The organism is Streptomyces sp. NPDC089424, assembly GCF_044749345.1.
Lineage (GTDB): Bacteria > Actinomycetota > Actinomycetes > Streptomycetales > Streptomycetaceae > Streptomyces.
In genome coordinates this window covers 530269-545186 of the sequence record NZ_JBIVHU010000001.1, presented here as the reverse complement: position 1 = coordinate 545186, position 14918 = coordinate 530269, and the positions used below count along the sequence as shown (strand labels likewise).

Below are 14918 nucleotides of genomic sequence, written 5' to 3'. Positions count from 1 at the left end.
CGGGCTCACCTCCTGGGGAGCAGCACATTACGGTGCCATTCAAAGAATGCGGGAAGAATGGAACGAAGGACGCGGAAAGCCGATATTCCACCGCGCACCGTGCCGATACGGACGAGTTCATGTTCTGGAGCGTCCACGACCACCCGGACGGCCGCAACCGGACGCGCCCCCGCGCGCCCGGCGCTCAGAAGCGTTGCGGCGGACTCCATGTCGACGGCGATCGCGCCGGTGGCCAGCAGATCCGACCGTTCCTGCCCGCGCACCACGTGGGCGGAGCCGGTGAGGGGGCCGGTGTGGACGGTGCGGCCGGGCACCGCACGCCGTAGTTCCTTGACGAGCAGGTCGGTGCCCTCGCAGGGCGTGGTGCCGCGCGGATCCCGGGTCTCCTCGGCGACGACCAGGTCACCGGGGTGCATGCCGGGTGCGAGCCCCGCGCAGAATCCGGTGGCCAGCACGGCCGCCCCGCCGAGCGCGGGGTCGGCCAGCGCCCGCGTGACGGCCCGCTCGGCCGCCGCCGGTCCCATGCCCGTGCGCAGCACGGTCACCGGACCGCCGGCACCGCTCCGCTCCCCCAGCCGCAGCGCCAGCCGCTCGATGCCGAGCGCACAGGCGATCAGCAGCGGCTCCGGAGCGGAGGGGGCGCTCATCCGCTCCCCTTGGCCCCGGCGAGCGCTGTCCGGGCGAAGGGCTCACCGTGCACGTAGCGCCCCAGCGCCGTGAGCGGGAAGACCTGCCGGTACAGGTGGTAGTTGATCGAGAAGTCCCAGGGGAAGCCGGTGCCGGTGAAGTACGGCTCGTCCCAGGAGCCGTCCTCCCGCTGGGTCGCGGCGAGCCACTCGACACCGCGGGCGACCGCCGGGGAGTCCCGCTCGCCGGCCGCGAGCAGCGCCATCAGCGCCCACGCGGTCTGCGAGGCGGTGGAGGCGCCCCTGCCGCTCCACTCCTTGACGTAACGGTACGAGCGCAGGTCCTCGCCCCAGCCGCCGTCGTCGTTCTGCACGCTCTCCAGCCAGGTCACCGCCCGCCGGATCGCCGGGTGCGAGACGGGGAAGCCGGCCGTGGTCAGCGCGGGCACCACGGATCCGGTCCCGTAGAGGTAGTTGACGCCCCAGCGCCCGAACCACGAGCCGTCCGGCTCCTGCGCGGCGAGCAGCCACTCGATGCCGCGCCGGGTGCGTGGGTCGCCGGTGAGGCCCTCCACCGCGAGCATCTCCACCACGTGCGCCGTCACGTCCGCGGACGGCGGGTCGATGACCTCGCCGAAGTCGCAGAACGGCAGCCGGTTGGGGAACGGGCTGGTGTTGTCCACGTCGAACGCGCCCCACGCGCCGTTCCTCGACTGCATGCCGAGATTCCAGCGCACCCCGCGCCCGATCGCCCGTTCCAGCCGCTCCGGGTCGTGGTGCCGGACGCGGCGCAGCGCGAGGACCACCTCGGCGGTGTCGTCGATGTCGGGGTAGTTGTCGTTGTGGAACTCGAACGCCCAGCCACCCGGCGGAAGGTGCGGCCTGCGCACCGACCAGTCGCCCGGCCGCACGACCTGTTCCCCCAGCATCCAGTCGGCCGCCTTCACCAGCTGCGGATGGTCCGCGGGCAGGCCGGCGTCGAACAGCGCGATGGCCGCCAGGCAGGTGTCCCACACCGGCGACTGGCAGGCCTCGATCATCCGGGCCCCGTCCTCGCGCCACACGGCGTACCGGTCGAGGGACTCGAGTCCGGCGCGCATCACGGGGTGCTGGAGGTCGTAGCCCAGCAGGTGCAGGGCGATGAGCGAGTACACGGCCGGCGGCTGGATGCCGCCCCAGCAGCCGTCGTTCTCCTGCCGTTCGACGATCCAGCGTGCGGCCGACCGCGTCGCCGCGCGCCGCACCGACCTCGGCACGACCTTGCGCAGGGCGTGCAGGCCCTTGTCCAGGCGCTGGAAGGCGCCGTCCCAACTCGCCATCGGGGCGAGGGGTTTGGCGGGGTTCGGCCGGTCCGGGTCGGTGTGCAGCTCGTCCAGCGGGAAGGGCGCGGGCCGTACCGGGCGCTTGGCGGAGACGACGGTCAGCGGGACGATCGTCTGCCGGGCCCAGCACCCGAAGTCGTAGATGTTCAGCGGCAGCCACTTCGGGAACCAGATGAGTTCCGGCGGCAGTTCGGGCAGGTCCTCCCACTTCCACCAGCCGAACAGGGCGAGCCAGATCCGGGTGAAGACACGGGACGCAGCGATGCCGCCCCGGGAGCGGATCCACTGCGCCGCGCGGGCCATGTGGGGCGCGTCGGGCGCGTCGCCCGCCAGCCGCAGCGCGACGTACGCCTCGATGGTGGTGGAGAGTTCGCCGGGCCCGCCGTGGAAGGTGGCCCAGGTGCCGTCCTCGCGCTGCTCGCCGCGGATGAACAGGGCGGCGGCGTTCGTCGTGGACTCGTCGCGGACGCCCAGGAACTGACGGAGCAGCAGGTCCTCGGCGTCCATGGTGACGTTGGTCTCCAGGTCGCCCTTCCACCAGCCTTCCGGGTCCTGCCGGGCGAGCAGATGGTCGGTGGCGCGCCGGACGGCGCGTTCGGCGGCTTCCTGGACCCCGGCCGCCACCGGGGTGGTGCTGTCGCTTTCGCTGGCCGCGGCAGCGCGGGGCGACACGGCCCCGGTGCTTCCGTCGGTCGTCGCTGTCATGGCTTCCCCTTCGTGCAGTGCTGCAATCGGTGCGTCTGCTGTGGGTCCGCCGTCGGCCGGTGCGCACGAGAACGGCGTGGCACCGGCCGGCGACTAAGCGAGGGCTATTCGGCCGATAATGATCATCTCTTTCGTACGACCACGAAGTCGGCGAGGGCCACGAAGCGGGCCCGCACCTGGTCGGGCATGTCGACGGCGCCGAGGGCCTCGACGGCGACGGTGTGCTGACGGCGCGCCTCCTCGGCGGTCCACTCGCGGCCCCCGGCCTCCTCGATCAGGGCGGCGCGGGCCGCGAACTCCTCCTCGGAGAAGCTCGCGAAGTCGGTGCTCTTGGCGTCGGCGGCGAGCAGCTCACCGAGGCGGTCGGAGGCACCGCCCCCGGCCGCGAGGGCGGCGACGACGGGCAGGGACTTCTTGCGCTGGCGCAGGTCGCTCCAGGTCTGCTTGCCGGTGGCCTCCGGGTCGCCCCAGATGCCGAGGAGGTCGTCGACGGCCTGGAAGGCCAGGCCGAGGTGGTAGCCGTACTTCTCCAGCGCGTCGGCGGTGCGGTCGTCGGCGCCGCCGAGCACGGCACCGATGGAGCTGGCGCAGGCCAGCAGGGCGCCGGTCTTGTTGCCCTCCATCTCCAGGCACTCCTCGACGCTGACGCGGTCGCGGTGCTCGTAGGAGATGTCCTGGGCCTGGCCGTCGATCAGGGCGCGGGTCGCGGTGGTCAGCCGGCGGGTGGCGCGGCCGGCCTCGACGGTGCCGAGTTCGAGGAGAACCTCGTTCGCCAGCGCGAACAGTGCGTCGCCGACCAGGATGGCCTGCGCGGGACCGTGCACCTTCCAGACGGTGTCGCGGTGCCGGCGCTGCTCGTCGCCGTCCATCAGGTCGTCGTGCAGCAGGGAGAAGTTGTGGACGAGTTCGACGGCGACCGCGCCGGGGACGCCGACCTCGGGAGCGCCGCCGGTGACCTCGGCGGACAGGATGGCGAGCGCGGGGCGTACCGCCTTGCCGCCGTCCCCGTCGGCGGGGTTTCCTGCGGCGTCGATCCAGCCGAAGTGGTAGGCGGCGACCGTGTCCATGGGAGGCGCCAGGCGGTCGACGGCCGCCCGCAGTACCGGTGTGGCCAGGGTCCGGCCGCGCTCCAGGAGCGCGGCCACGTCCACCGCGGTCTCTCGAGCGGCCTTCGAGGCCGGGGGCACAGTGGGCACAGTCTCTCCTCTTGTTGCGGTGCCGGAGGTGTGGGGACCTGCCGCGCGCTGCTGCGTCGTCACGCCGCCTCCTCGACGTCGAAGAGACGGCGGGGGCGGGGCCGGCCGAGGGCACGCAGCGCGGCGTCCGCCGCGCCGATGCCGCTGCGGACCGCACTCTCCATGGTCGCGGGCCACCCGGTGGCGGTCCACGCTCCGGCCAGGTACAGGCCGGATGCCTTGGTAAGGGCGCCGGGCCGCAGCTGTCCGACGCCGGGGGCGGGCGCGAAGGTCGCGGTGCGCTCCCTGGTCACGAAGAAGTCCCTGACCTCGGCGCTCCGGCTCCGCGGCAGCAGGCGCTCCAGCTCGGGCAGATAGCGCTCGCGCAGCGCGGCCACCGGCGCGTCGATCTCGTCCTGCGCGGCCGACTGCGACAGCGCGAGGTACTGGCCGGACGTCAGCCCCGAGGCGTCGGTTCGGTCGAAGACCCACTGCACGGGCGTGCCGAGCGCGGTCAGGAAGGGGGCGTCGACCACCTTGCGGTCGTAGACGACATGGACGTTGAGGATCGGCGCGGTGCCGATCCGGAGCAGTCGTGCCGGGTCGTCGAGCGCGCCGTCCGGCAGCAGGTCGTGGGCCTCGCGCTGGGGTACGGCGAGCACTACGGCGTCGGCCGCGAGGGCCTCGCCGGGAACCTGGACGCTCCAACGCCCGTTGTCGCTACGGGAGACGGAGGTGACGCGGGAACGGATCCTGGTGCGCACGCCGGCGGAGTCGAGCGCCCTGCGGGCCAGCCGGTCGTGCAGGTCGCCCAGCGGGACCCGCGCCCAGCCGATGTCGGCCGCGCCCGGGTCGGACAGCAGACCGGTCTTGAACACCATCGCGGCGAGCGCCAGGGAGGCGTCGCCGGCGACCGCGTTGAGGGTCGCGACCCCTACCAGGTCCCACAGGGCCTCGACGGCGCGCGCCGACTGACCGTGCGCGGTCAGCCAGCCGCCGAAGTCCTGCGCGTCCAGCGCCGGGTCGGCGAGGTCGAGACCCTTGAGCGCGAGCGCGGCCCGGCCGACCTTGGCGCGCTCGGCGAGTGAGAGGTGCGGATACGTCGCGAGGCTGCGCCCCAGATGCAGCGGCACCGGCAGCGCGTCGCGCCGGAGCCTGCCGAGTCGCCGGCCCTCGGGCTTGGTGACGTCGACGACGGGCACGTCGAGGCGGTCCTGCAACGGCGCGAGGGCGGCGCCGCCGATCCGGTCGAGGAACCAGCGGTAGGCGGTGCAGCAGCGCAGATAGACGTGCTGGCCGTTGTCGACGGTCAGCTCGCCGCGCCGGAAGGAGAAGGCCAGGCCACCCAGTCTCGGCCTGCCTTCGAGCAGGGTGACGCGCACCCCCGCGTCGGCGAGCGCGAGCGCCGCGGTGACTCCGGCGAGCCCCCCGCCGACCACCACCGCGTCCCGTGCGGGTCCGGACCGCATGCCGTCGGTCATCGCGCACCCTCCCCTGCGCACCCGCCGCGACGCGTCACAGCACCCCGGCGGGCCGTCGCAGTCAGGGACGCCGTCCGGCCACGGAGGGTTGCGTACCGTTTCCCGGCGTCGCCGTCACCTTGCCCCAGGCTGTCCATCAGGCGCGCCTCCTGACGGTCCGCCGGGTCACGTGCCGGGTGTCCAGACCGGACAGACCGCGTACGGCGACGTAGGCCTTCTCGCGTCCGGGCAGCGAGACCCGGCCGCGCAGCACGGCCTCGGGCTCCCGCTCGATGCGGTCGAGGAGACGGCGGTAGATGCCGGCCATCGCCGCGACGCAGGCGCCGCTGCGCCGGTCGAGCATGGGCAGCAGCTGGTACCCCTCGGCGAACAGGGCGCGGGCCCGGCGCACCTCGTAGTGCACGAGGCCCGCGAAGTCGGAGCCCTCCGGCGGGTTCGGTCCGCCGAACCCGGCCGAGCAGCCGAACTTGGCCAGGTCGTCGGCGGGCAGGTAGACACGCCCGCCCTCGGCGTCCTCGCGGACGTCCCGCAGGATGTTGGTGAGCTGGAGCGCGAGCCCCAGGGTGTCGGCGTACTCGGACGCGCGCTCGGCGCCGCGCGCTCCCGCTTCCGTGCCGAAGACACCGAGCGAGAGCCGTCCGATGGCCCCGGCCACACAGCGGCAGTAGACCTTGAGGTCGTCCCAGGTCTCGTAGGTCTCGCCGCGGACGTCCATCAGGACGCCGTCGATGAGCTCGTCGAGGCCGTCGAGCGGGATCGGGAAGTGCCGGGCGGCATGGGCGAGGGCGACGCCGACCGGGTCGGTGTCGTCCTCGCCGATCCCGTCCTCGCGGATGCGCGCGAGCAGCGACCGGGTCTCCTGGAGCCGCTCGAACTTCAGGTCGGCGCCGAGGTCGCCGTCGCCGATGTCGTCGACCCGCCGGGAGAAGGCGTACAGCGCGGACATCGCGCGGCGCTTGGGCGTCGGCAGCAGCCGGATGCCGTAGGCGAAGTTACGTGCCTGCTGTCCGGTGACGGCCTCGCAGTAGCTGTAGGCGGCGAGTACCGGTGCGGACACGTGCGGTTCGGATTCCACGGTCCGGATCACCCCTCTCCTCGCAGGGTCACGCCCACCTGACGCAGCAACCGGAGCTTGCCGGGCTTGGGCGGGCCGGGAAGTACGTCGTACCGGGCGTCGGCGATCGCCTCGACGGCCGCCCTTCCCCCCGCCACGAACCCCGCGAGCAACAGCCTCAGTCTGCCGTGCACGCTACCCACGAGGGGGGCGCCTTCATTCAGGAGGTCGAGGGCGCGTTGCGCTTCGTACGCGACCAGTGCGCGCACCGATGCGCCGGTGGTCGACGCGGCGAGGTCCGTTTCCTGGACGTGGAAGCGCTTCATGTCCTCGGCGGGCAGATAGACGCGGTCGCGGCCGAGGTCCTCGGCCACGTCCTGGAGGTGCTCGACGATCTGCAGGGCCGTGCAGATCGCGTCCGAGCGGCGGACACGCTCGGGGGTGCTGGTGCCGGTGACGCCGAGGACGAGCCGGCCCACGGGGTTCGCGGACAGTTCGCAGTAGGCCAGCAGGTCGTCGTAGGTCTCGTACCGCTTGACGAGCTGGTCCTGGCGATTGGCGGCGATCAGGCCGAGGAAGGGCTCGGGCGTCAGGGCGCAGCGCCGGACGGTCGGCTGGAGGCGGCGCAGCAGGGGGTGGCGGGGTGTCGCGTCGAAGACGCGGCGGAGATCGGCCTCGAAGGCGTCGAGCAGGGCCATGCGGTCGTCGGCCGACTCGGGCGGCACGCCGAGCAGGCGGGCGTCGGCGCCGCCGGGGGCGAGATCGCCGTCGCCGATGTCGTCGACGAGGCGGGCGAAGCCGTAGACGGCCATGAGGTCGGTGCGCCAGGCCCGGGGCAGGAAGAAGGGGGCCACGGGGAAGTTCTCTGCCGTGGCCTTGTCCAGCGTCGCGCGCTCCGTCTCGTCCGTGCGCGTCGTGGCGGTTCCCGTCACCGCTCGCTGCCCAGGGCAGGGACGGCACATGCTTCGCGGAGCTGGGGAGTTTCCGTAGCCATTGCCGTCACATCTCCCGTTCTACACTGCCGACCCAATTCACACTATTTCGGACACGCCGCCATGCGTTCAGGCGGCTGCCACCTTGGAGTGTGTCGCGCAGTATGGCCCTACTTGCCGTGTTTCGGCACCGGTACAGCTTACGTTGTACAACGCGGCGCGGACCGAGGGGGTGTCCTGCGCATCACAAGAACACACCGATTGGCTTCAAGATTCCTACGGCCGCGCAGAGTTGACGCTTCCTTTGCGGCCGGCACAGGGGCCCTTTGCCGACGACGCAGGGCCCCGCCGGAGCGGTTCCGGCAGGGCCCTGAACGGCTGTCTACTTACCCGTGAACTTCTCGTACTCCTTGAGGACCTCGGCGGTGGGTCCGTCCATGCGCAGCTCGCCGCGCTCCAGCCACAGCACGCGGTCGCAGGTGTCCCGGATCGACTTGTTGTTGTGGCTGACCAGGAACACCGTACCGGCCTGCTTGCGCAGCTCCCGGATGCGCTCCTCGGAGCGCTTCTGGAACTTGCGGTCGCCGGTGGCCAGCGCCTCGTCGATCATGAGGACGTCGTGGTCCTTGGCCGCCGCGATGGAGAACCGCAGGCGGGCGGCCATGCCGGAGGAATACGTCCGCATCGGCAGCGTGATGAAGTCGCCCTTCTCGTTGATGCCCGAGAAGTCGACGATCTCCTGGTAGCGCTCCTTGATCTGCTCACGGGTCATGCCCATGGCGAGGCCGCCGAGTATGACGTTGCGCTCGCCGGTCAGGTCGTTCATGAGGGCGGCGTTCACGCCGAGCAGCGAGGGCTGCCCGTCGGTGTAGACCTTGCCGCTCTCGGCGGGCAGCAGTCCGGCGATGGCGCGCAGCAGGGTCGACTTGCCGGAGCCGTTGGAGCCGATGAGGCCGATGGCCTCGCCCCGGTAGGCGACGAAGGAGACACCGCGCACGGCGTGCACCTTGCGCACCCCGCGGTCCTCGCGGCGCTTGACGATCCGGCTGAGCGCCGCGGTGGCGCTGCCCCTGCCCGTCTTCGCGCCGTTGACGCGGTAGACGATGTGCAGGTCGTCGGCGACGACGGTGGGGATGAGTTCCTCGGTCGTATGGTCAGCCACGGCCGTACCTCTCCTCCGCCTTCCAGAAGTACACGAAGCCGCCCAGGGCGAACAGCACCGCCCAGCCGCCGGCGATCGCCCAGACGTGGTCGGGGAGGTTCTCGGAGCCGTAGCCGTCGATCAGCGCGAAGCGCATCAGGTCCATGTAGATCGCGGCCGGGTTCCACTGGAGGATGTTCGCGATCCAGGACGGCTTGTCGGCCAGCATGATCGGAATCGAGTACATGACACCGGACGCGTACATCCACGTCCGCATCACGAACGGCATCAGCTGCGCCAGGTCCGGGGTCTTGGAGCCGGCCCGCGCCATGATCAGCGCGAGGCCGGTGTTGAAGCAGAACTGCAGCGCCAGCGCCGGCACGATCAGCACCCAGGACAGATCCGGGTAGCTGCCGAAGGCGCAGGTCACGGCGAACAGCACGATCATCGAGAAGAGCAGCTGCTGGAGCTGCTGGAGCGCGAAGGAGACCGGCAGCGAGGCGCGCGGGAAGTGCAGGGCGCGCACCAGGCCGAGATTGCCGGAGATCGCGCGGACGCCCGCCATCACCGAGCTCTGCGTGAAGGTGAAGACGAACACGCCGGTCACCAGGAAGGGGATGTACACCTCCCGCGGCATCCCGCGGTCGGCCTCCAGGATCACGCCGAAGACGAAGAAGTACACGGCCGCGTTGAGCAGCGGCGTGACGACCTGCCAGAGCTGGCCCAGCTTGGCCTGACTGTACTGGGCGGTCAGCTTCGCCCGCGAGAACGCGAGGATGAAGTGACGGCGGTCCCAGAGCTGGCGGACGTACTCGACGAGGGAGGGGCGGGCGCCGCTCACGGTCAGGCCGTACTTGGCGGCGAGCTCCGCCGCGGACAGGCCCTCGTCGGGTGACACGGGCGCGGTCACCGCGACTGTGCCGTCGTGTGTGGTCTCACTCACTAGTCGAAACTTTCGTCTTCGAGATGCGCAGCCCCTGCGGGCTGGGCAGCGGCCGGGAGCCGAGCGTTACGCCCCGAATGCTCTCAGGGACGAGCTTGTCAGATGACAGGAGGTCGGCCCAGTCGAGTCAGCCGCCACACCGTACGCCACTTCATGGGCCGGCGGGGTCCGCAGGGGGACCTCCAGCCTTCCCGGAACCCGCCGAACCAGGCCCGCAGGGCCGGCCGCGAGGGGCGGCGCAGCAGCGTGAGGGCGAGCCAGATGCCCAGGTAGACCGGGACGAGGGCGGCCGGCAGGTTGCGGCGGGCGAGCCAGACGCGGTTGCGGGCGACCATGCGGTGGTAGACCGCGTGCCGCGAGGGCGCGGTCGTCGGGTGGTACAGCACCATGTCCGACCGGTAGTCGATCAGCCAGCCCGCGTCGAGGGCGCGCCAGGCCAGGTCGGTCTCCTCGTGCGCGTAGAAGAACTCGTCGGGCAGGCCGCCCACCTCGGCGAAGACCCGGGTGCGCACCGCGTTGGCGCCGCCGAGGAAGGTGGTCACGCGCGAGGAGCGCATCGGGTCGGAGGCCCGCAGCCGCGGCACGTGGCGGCGCTGGGTGACGCCGGTGTCGGGGTCGGCTATACGGAAGCTGACGATGCCGAGCCGGGGGTCGGCCTCGAAGGCCTCGCGGCACAGCTGAGCGGTGTCGGCGCGGGCCAGCAGGCCGTCGTCGTCGAGGAACAGCAGTATGTCGACGTCCCGGCCGCTGGGGCCGAAGGCCTCGATGCCGACGTTGCGGCCGCCCGGGATGCCGAGGTTCTCCGGCAGCTCGACGGTGCGCACTCCGGCGGGGACCTCGGGCACGGGTGAGCCGTTGCCGACGACGACCACGTCTATCGAATCACCGTCCTGCTTGGCGACCGAGTCCAGCAGCGCGCGCAGTTCCTCGGGCCGGTTGCCCATCGTGATGATGACGGCCCCGACCCGCATCCCCGGGCTCACCGGAGCCTGCTCGAGACGAGGATGGACACCAGGTGCAGCAGCGTCTGGAGCAGGGCGATCCCGGCGAGCACGGCGACGCCGAGCCGGGTGAAGAACAGGTCGCCGCGGCTCGCGTCCAGGATCGCGAGGAGCAGGATCAGCAGCGAGGCCTCGATGCCGAGCACCAGACGGTGGAACTTGAGTGCCGCGGCGGCGCGGCGGGCCAGCGCCATGCCGGAGGAGCGCGGCTCCGACGCGGCCTCCTGGACCGGCGGCAGCCCGCCCTGGTGCCGGGCGACGCCGACGAGGTCGGTCTCCGCCTTGATCAGGATCGCGCCGAGGGCGGCCAGGGTGCCGAGGAAGGCCCACAGCCAGTCGACCCGGCCGCTGCCCCACAGGTCGGCGGCGCGCAGGCCGAGGCCGACGAGCACGGCCGCGTCGGTGAGGTAGGCGCCGACCCGGTCCAGGTAGACGCCGCCCAGCGAGTACTGCTTCTTCCAGCGGGCGATCTCGCCGTCGACGCAGTCCAGCAGCAGGTACAGCTGGACCATCACCACGCCGAGCACCGCGCCCGGGATGCCCGGCACCAGCAGGGCCGGGGCCGCGAGCACACCGCAGACGGTCATCAGGTACGTGAGCTGGTTGGGCGTGACCCTGGTGTTCACCAGGTAGCGGTCGACCCGCAGCGACACCTCACGCATGTAGAGGCGTCCCGCCCAGTGCTCACCGCTGCGCCGGTCCGTCACCCCGGCGGGGTGCACGACGGGGCGGAGTTCAGCTACCGATGGCCTTGACATAGTCGGCGTAGGTGTCCTTGATCTGGTGGGTTTGCAGGTCGAGGTGTTCGAGGATCGTGTAGCGGCCGGGACGGGTCCGAGGGGCGTACTCCACGACCCGGACGAATTCGTCGGGGGTGAAACCGATCTCCTCCGGCAGCACCGGCAGCCCGTGCCGGCGCAGCACCTCGGCCATGAACGCCGACTCCTCGTGCGCGCCGCGCAGATACATCGCGAAGGCCGCGCCCAGTCCGCACTGCTCGCCGTGCGCGGCCGCCCGCTGGGGGAAGAGCAGGTCGAAGGCGTGGTTGATCTCGTGGCAGGCGCCGGAGGAGGGGCGGGAGTCGCCCGAGACCGACATGGCGATGCCGCTGAGCACCAGTGCCTCGGCCAGCACCTGGAGGAAGTCGTTGTCGCCGATGCCGCCCGGGTGCCGCAGCACGGCCTCGCCGGCCTGGCGGGCCATGGCCGCGGCGAGACCGTCGATCTTCTCGCCCTTGACGCGGTTGGCCAGCTCCCAGTCGGCGATCGCGGAGATGTTGGACACCGCGTCGCCGATGCCGGCCCGCACGAAGCGGACCGGGGCTTCGCGGATGACGTCCAGGTCGATGACGACGGCGATCGGGTTGGGCACGCCGTACGAGCCGCGCCCGGCGTCGTTGTCGAGGGTCGCCACCGGAGAGCACAGTCCGTCGTGCGCGAGGTTCGTCGGCACGGCGACCAGCGGGAGGCCGACCCGGGCCGCGGCGAACTTGGCGCAGTCGATGATCTTGCCGCCGCCGAGTCCGACGAGCGCGTCGAAGTGGCCCGACTTCATGTCGGCGGCCAGCCGCACGGCGTCGTCCAGGGTGCCGCCGTCCACCTCGTACCAGGTGGCGCCGGGCAGCTGGGGGGCGACGCGGTCGCGCAGCCGGGCGCCGGAGCCGCCGCTGACGGCGACGGCGAGCCGGCCCGAGTGCGATATGCGCTCGTCGGCGAGCACGCCCGCCAGGTCGTCGAGGGCACCCGGGCGGATGTCCACGACGACCGGCGTCGGAACCAGTCTGGTCAGTACCGGCACGCGATCTCCCGTCCCCGGGCCAGATCGTCGTGGTTGTCGATCTCGACCCACGGCACGTCGCCGATCGGAGCCACGTCGATCTTGAAGCCGCGGTTGACGAGCTCCTGGTAACCGTGCTCGTAGAACTGCTGGGGGTCGCTCTCCCAGACCGTCCGCAGGGCGTCCGCCAGTTCGGGGGCGGCGTCGCCCTCGATGAGCGTGACGCCGATGTACTCGCCGGTGGCCTCCGCCGGGTCCATCAGCTTGGTGATCCTCCGGACGCCCTGCTCGGCGTCGACGACAACCTTCATCTCCTCGTCGGCCAGCGACTTCACGGTGTCGAGGGCGAGGATGATCCGCCGGCCCTCGCCGCGCGCGGCGAGCAGCGTGCGCTCCACGGAGACCGGGTGCACGGTGTCGCCGTTGGCGAGGATCACGCCGTCCTTGAGCGCGTCACGCCCGCACCACAGGGAGTAGGCGTTGTTCCACTCCTCGGCCTTGTCGTTGTCGATCAGCGTGAGCTTGAGACCGTACTTCCGCTCCAGCTCGGCCTTGCGGGCGTACACGGCCTCCTTGCGGTAGCCGACGATGATCGCGGCCTCGCTCAGGCCGATCTCGGCGAAGTTGGCGAGGGTGAGGTCGAGAACTGTGATCCCGTCGGTCCCGTCCTCGTCGCCCGCGGGCCCCACCGGCACCAGCGCCTTGGGCAGGGTGTCGGTGTAGGGGCGCAGACGCCGGCCGGCGCCGGCCGCCAGCACGAGGCCGATCATGCGGGTTCTCCTTCGTCGTGTACGGCGGGTGCGCCCTGTCGATGGGCGGACACCCAGAACCGGATGCTCTCCAGGAGCACCAGCAGGGCCACGGCCACGGCGAGGACCGTGAGGGCGACCGTGAACTGCGCCGCGGTCAGCACCACGGCGAGCAGCACGACCGCCAGCGTCCGGCCCTCGTGCCCCCCGATCGTCCGCACCAGCCACCGCGGGGGTGCGCCCGCGTCGCCACGGATGCGGTAGACCGTGTCGTAGTGATGGTAGGCGACGGCCGCAACCAGCCCGAAAGCCGCGGGAAGTGCTCCGTTCACCTCCGATTCAGCTGCCAGGATCAGCACGGTCCCGTACTCGGCGGCCCGGAAGAAGGGCGGAACCAGCCAGTCCAGCGCGCCTTTGAGGGGGCGTGAGACGGCCGCCGCGGAGAGTGCGACATGGGCGAGCGCGGCGAGCAGGGTCGGCCAGGTCGCGCCCCACAGTGCGGCGGAGGTCACCACGAGGAGACCGCCGACGGCGGCGCTGACCGGGGCGAGCGGCACACTCGCGCGGCGTGTGAGAAGTTCCACGAGCGGTCCGCTGTCCGCCAGATCGGCCAGGGCGCGTGCCGCGCGGTCGGTGCGCGCCGCCTTGCGGTTCAGCGACCGCAGGACACGGCCCGCCGTGGTGTAGGTCGCGGCGAAGGCGCAGCCGACGAGCAGCGCGTAGAAGGTGACGCGCGGGGTGGTGAGGGCCGTGAGGACGGCGATCAGCGCCCAGCGCTCGCCGATCGGCAGGACGATCATCCGGCGCAGCCACACCGTCCAGCCGACGCTGTCCAGTTTGTCCGAAAGTGCGGCGGTGGGGCTGGTGTTGGCGGGGCCTGTGGGATCGCCGGCGTTCGCCTCGTTGAAGGAGAAGTCGACGACGTGCCGGGAGGTCTGCAGGATCATCGCGCCGAGGGCGAGGGCCCACACGTCGTCGCCGCCCCGGGCGGCGCCGAGGGCGAGGCCCGCGTAGTAGGCGTACTCCTTGGCGCGGTCGAAGGTGGCGTCCAGCCAGGCGCCCAGGGTGGAGTACTGCAGGGAGTAGCGGGCGAGCTGCCCGTCGGTGCAGTCCAGCACGAAGGACGCGATGAGCAGCACGCCGGCCGCGACGAACCCGGCGCGGGTGCCGGTGGCCGCGCAGGCCGCCGCCACCAGGGCGGTGAGCAGGGAGGCGGTGGTGACCTGATTGGGGGTCAGCCCGCGCCGGGCGCACCAGCGCGCGAGGTAGCGGGAGTAGGGGCTGACGAAGTGGGTGGTGAAGAAGCCGTCGCGCGACTTGACCGCCGACTTCAGGCGTACGGCCTCGTCGTCGACGGCGGCCACGGCCTGCCGGGCCTCGTTGCGGGTCTGCGGGTCGGCGGGCACGACGGCGACCAGGCTGCCGAGCTCGGGCCGGTGCACCTCCGTGTCCAGCGTGCCGGTGATCCGGTCGGGGAGGCTGTCGACCAGCAGCGCGCCCTGGGCGGAGGTCTCACGGGCCAGCGCGCGCGTCAGGGCCTGACGGCCGGCGGGCCGGGCCGTGACGGCGCCGGGGATCGCGGCGAGCGGGAAGCGCGGATCGGTGAGGCCGAGGCGCAGCGCGTGCACATGACCGACGAACCGGGCGTCGACCACGGCGACCCGGCGGTCACCGGGCACCTGGGCGAGCAGGGTCTCGGTCTCGGCGGGGTCGGCGGCGACGCGCACCTCGTAGCCGAGCGACCGCAGATCGCCCTCGATCGACGATCCGGGGACCGGCTGACCGGTGAGGATGGCGGTCGGCAACCGAACTCACTCCCTGGGGGCCGGCGGTCTCGCGCCGGTCGTGTGCATGGTGGGGCGCCCTTCGGGGCAGGCGGCGCTGCACCGGCGGACGGCGTGTCGGCAGAGGCTATCGGATGATGGGAAGCCCGTGTTCACCGGCCGTTAACGGTCCGGTCGACACGGTCTGCTGAGCCTCCGCGGTGATCATCATCGGGGACGCCGGGGCCGG

14 protein-coding genes are annotated in these 14918 nt (G+C 72.1%); all 14 read right to left on the bottom strand.

The window, feature by feature from the left end; genetic code table 11:
- Positions 1 to 5: 5 nt before the first annotated feature.
- The 14 genes from ACIP2X_RS02255 to ACIP2X_RS02190 all read right to left on the bottom strand — a co-directional run bounded on the left by ACIP2X_RS02255 (position 6) and on the right by ACIP2X_RS02190 (position 14710).
- Positions 6 to 647: a 1-hydroxy-2-methyl-2-butenyl 4-diphosphate reductase gene (locus ACIP2X_RS02255; RefSeq protein ID WP_401666355.1), complete on the bottom strand. Its 642-nt coding sequence runs from the start codon at positions 645 to 647 to the stop codon at positions 6 to 8.
- The gene (gene shc / locus ACIP2X_RS02250; protein WP_401666353.1) at positions 644 to 2653 is read right to left on the bottom strand and encodes a squalene--hopene cyclase; all 2010 of its coding nucleotides are present in this window, start codon (positions 2651 to 2653) and stop codon (positions 644 to 646) included. The genes ACIP2X_RS02255 and shc overlap by 4 nt, the downstream gene beginning before the upstream one ends.
- A gap of 122 nt (positions 2654 to 2775) precedes the next feature.
- The gene (locus tag ACIP2X_RS02245) at positions 2776 to 3840 is read right to left on the bottom strand and encodes a polyprenyl synthetase family protein (protein WP_401668798.1); all 1065 of its coding nucleotides are present in this window, start codon (positions 3838 to 3840) and stop codon (positions 2776 to 2778) included.
- Between the two features lie 68 nt (positions 3841 to 3908).
- Positions 3909 to 5309, bottom strand: a complete 1401-nt coding sequence (gene hpnE, locus ACIP2X_RS02240) for a hydroxysqualene dehydroxylase HpnE (RefSeq protein ID WP_401666350.1) — start codon at positions 5307 to 5309, stop codon at positions 3909 to 3911.
- Entirely contained in the window at positions 5306 to 5446 is a 141-nt protein-coding gene (locus tag ACIP2X_RS02235; protein WP_401666347.1) for a DUF6380 family protein, read from the bottom strand. The genes hpnE and ACIP2X_RS02235 overlap by 4 nt, the downstream gene beginning before the upstream one ends.
- Positions 5446 to 6396 carry a presqualene diphosphate synthase HpnD gene (gene hpnD, locus ACIP2X_RS02230; protein WP_401666345.1) on the bottom strand — a complete coding sequence of 317 codons (951 nt, stop codon included), beginning with the start codon at positions 6394 to 6396 and terminating at the stop codon, positions 5446 to 5448. Before hpnD ends, ACIP2X_RS02235 begins: the two co-directional genes overlap by 1 nt.
- Positions 6393 to 7295: a squalene synthase HpnC gene (gene hpnC, locus ACIP2X_RS02225; protein ID WP_401666343.1), complete on the bottom strand. Its 903-nt coding sequence runs from the start codon at positions 7293 to 7295 to the stop codon at positions 6393 to 6395. The genes hpnD and hpnC overlap by 4 nt, the downstream gene beginning before the upstream one ends.
- 382 nt (positions 7296 to 7677) lie before the next feature.
- The gene (locus ACIP2X_RS02220) at positions 7678 to 8457 is read right to left on the bottom strand and encodes an ABC transporter ATP-binding protein (protein WP_401666341.1); all 780 of its coding nucleotides are present in this window, start codon (positions 8455 to 8457) and stop codon (positions 7678 to 7680) included.
- On the bottom strand, positions 8450 to 9379 hold the full coding sequence (locus ACIP2X_RS02215) for an ABC transporter permease (RefSeq protein WP_401666339.1): 930 nt from the start codon (positions 9377 to 9379) through the stop codon (positions 8450 to 8452). The genes ACIP2X_RS02220 and ACIP2X_RS02215 overlap by 8 nt, the downstream gene beginning before the upstream one ends.
- Positions 9380 to 9477: 98 nt before the next feature.
- Positions 9478 to 10350, bottom strand: coding sequence for a glycosyltransferase family 2 protein (locus ACIP2X_RS02210; protein WP_401668795.1), 873 nt, complete (start codon positions 10348 to 10350; stop codon positions 9478 to 9480).
- An 8-nt stretch (positions 10351 to 10358) separates the two neighbouring features.
- The gene (locus tag ACIP2X_RS02205; protein ID WP_401666336.1) at positions 10359 to 11138 is read right to left on the bottom strand and encodes a CDP-alcohol phosphatidyltransferase family protein; all 780 of its coding nucleotides are present in this window, start codon (positions 11136 to 11138) and stop codon (positions 10359 to 10361) included.
- Entirely contained in the window at positions 11116 to 12177 is a 1062-nt protein-coding gene (locus ACIP2X_RS02200) for an iron-containing alcohol dehydrogenase family protein (RefSeq protein ID WP_401666333.1), read from the bottom strand. Before ACIP2X_RS02200 ends, ACIP2X_RS02205 begins: the two co-directional genes overlap by 23 nt.
- Complete coding sequence (locus tag ACIP2X_RS02195; RefSeq protein WP_401666331.1) at positions 12165 to 12926, bottom strand: sugar phosphate nucleotidyltransferase; 762 nt, start codon at positions 12924 to 12926, stop codon at positions 12165 to 12167. Before ACIP2X_RS02195 ends, ACIP2X_RS02200 begins: the two co-directional genes overlap by 13 nt.
- Entirely contained in the window at positions 12923 to 14710 is a 1788-nt protein-coding gene (locus tag ACIP2X_RS02190; RefSeq protein ID WP_401666328.1) for a DUF5941 domain-containing protein, read from the bottom strand. The genes ACIP2X_RS02195 and ACIP2X_RS02190 overlap by 4 nt, the downstream gene beginning before the upstream one ends.
- Positions 14711 to 14918: the final 208 nt, after the last annotated feature.

Coding starts and splice junctions, on each gene's coding strand:
- ACIP2X_RS02255 (WP_401666355.1), bottom strand. CDS start 647: ATGAGCGCCCCCTCCGCTCCGGAGCCGCTGCTGATCGCCTGTGCGCTC.
- shc (WP_401666353.1), bottom strand. CDS start 2,653: ATGACAGCGACGACCGACGGAAGCACCGGGGCCGTGTCGCCCCGCGCT.
- hpnE (WP_401666350.1), bottom strand. CDS start 5,309: ATGACCGACGGCATGCGGTCCGGACCCGCACGGGACGCGGTGGTGGTC.
- ACIP2X_RS02235 (WP_401666347.1), bottom strand. CDS start 5,446: ATGGACAGCCTGGGGCAAGGTGACGGCGACGCCGGGAAACGGTACGCA.
- ACIP2X_RS02210 (WP_401668795.1), bottom strand. CDS start 10,350: ATGCGGGTCGGGGCCGTCATCATCACGATGGGCAACCGGCCCGAGGAA.
- ACIP2X_RS02205 (WP_401666336.1), bottom strand. CDS start 11,138: ATGTCAAGGCCATCGGTAGCTGAACTCCGCCCCGTCGTGCACCCCGCC.
- ACIP2X_RS02195 (WP_401666331.1), bottom strand. CDS start 12,926: ATGATCGGCCTCGTGCTGGCGGCCGGCGCCGGCCGGCGTCTGCGCCCC.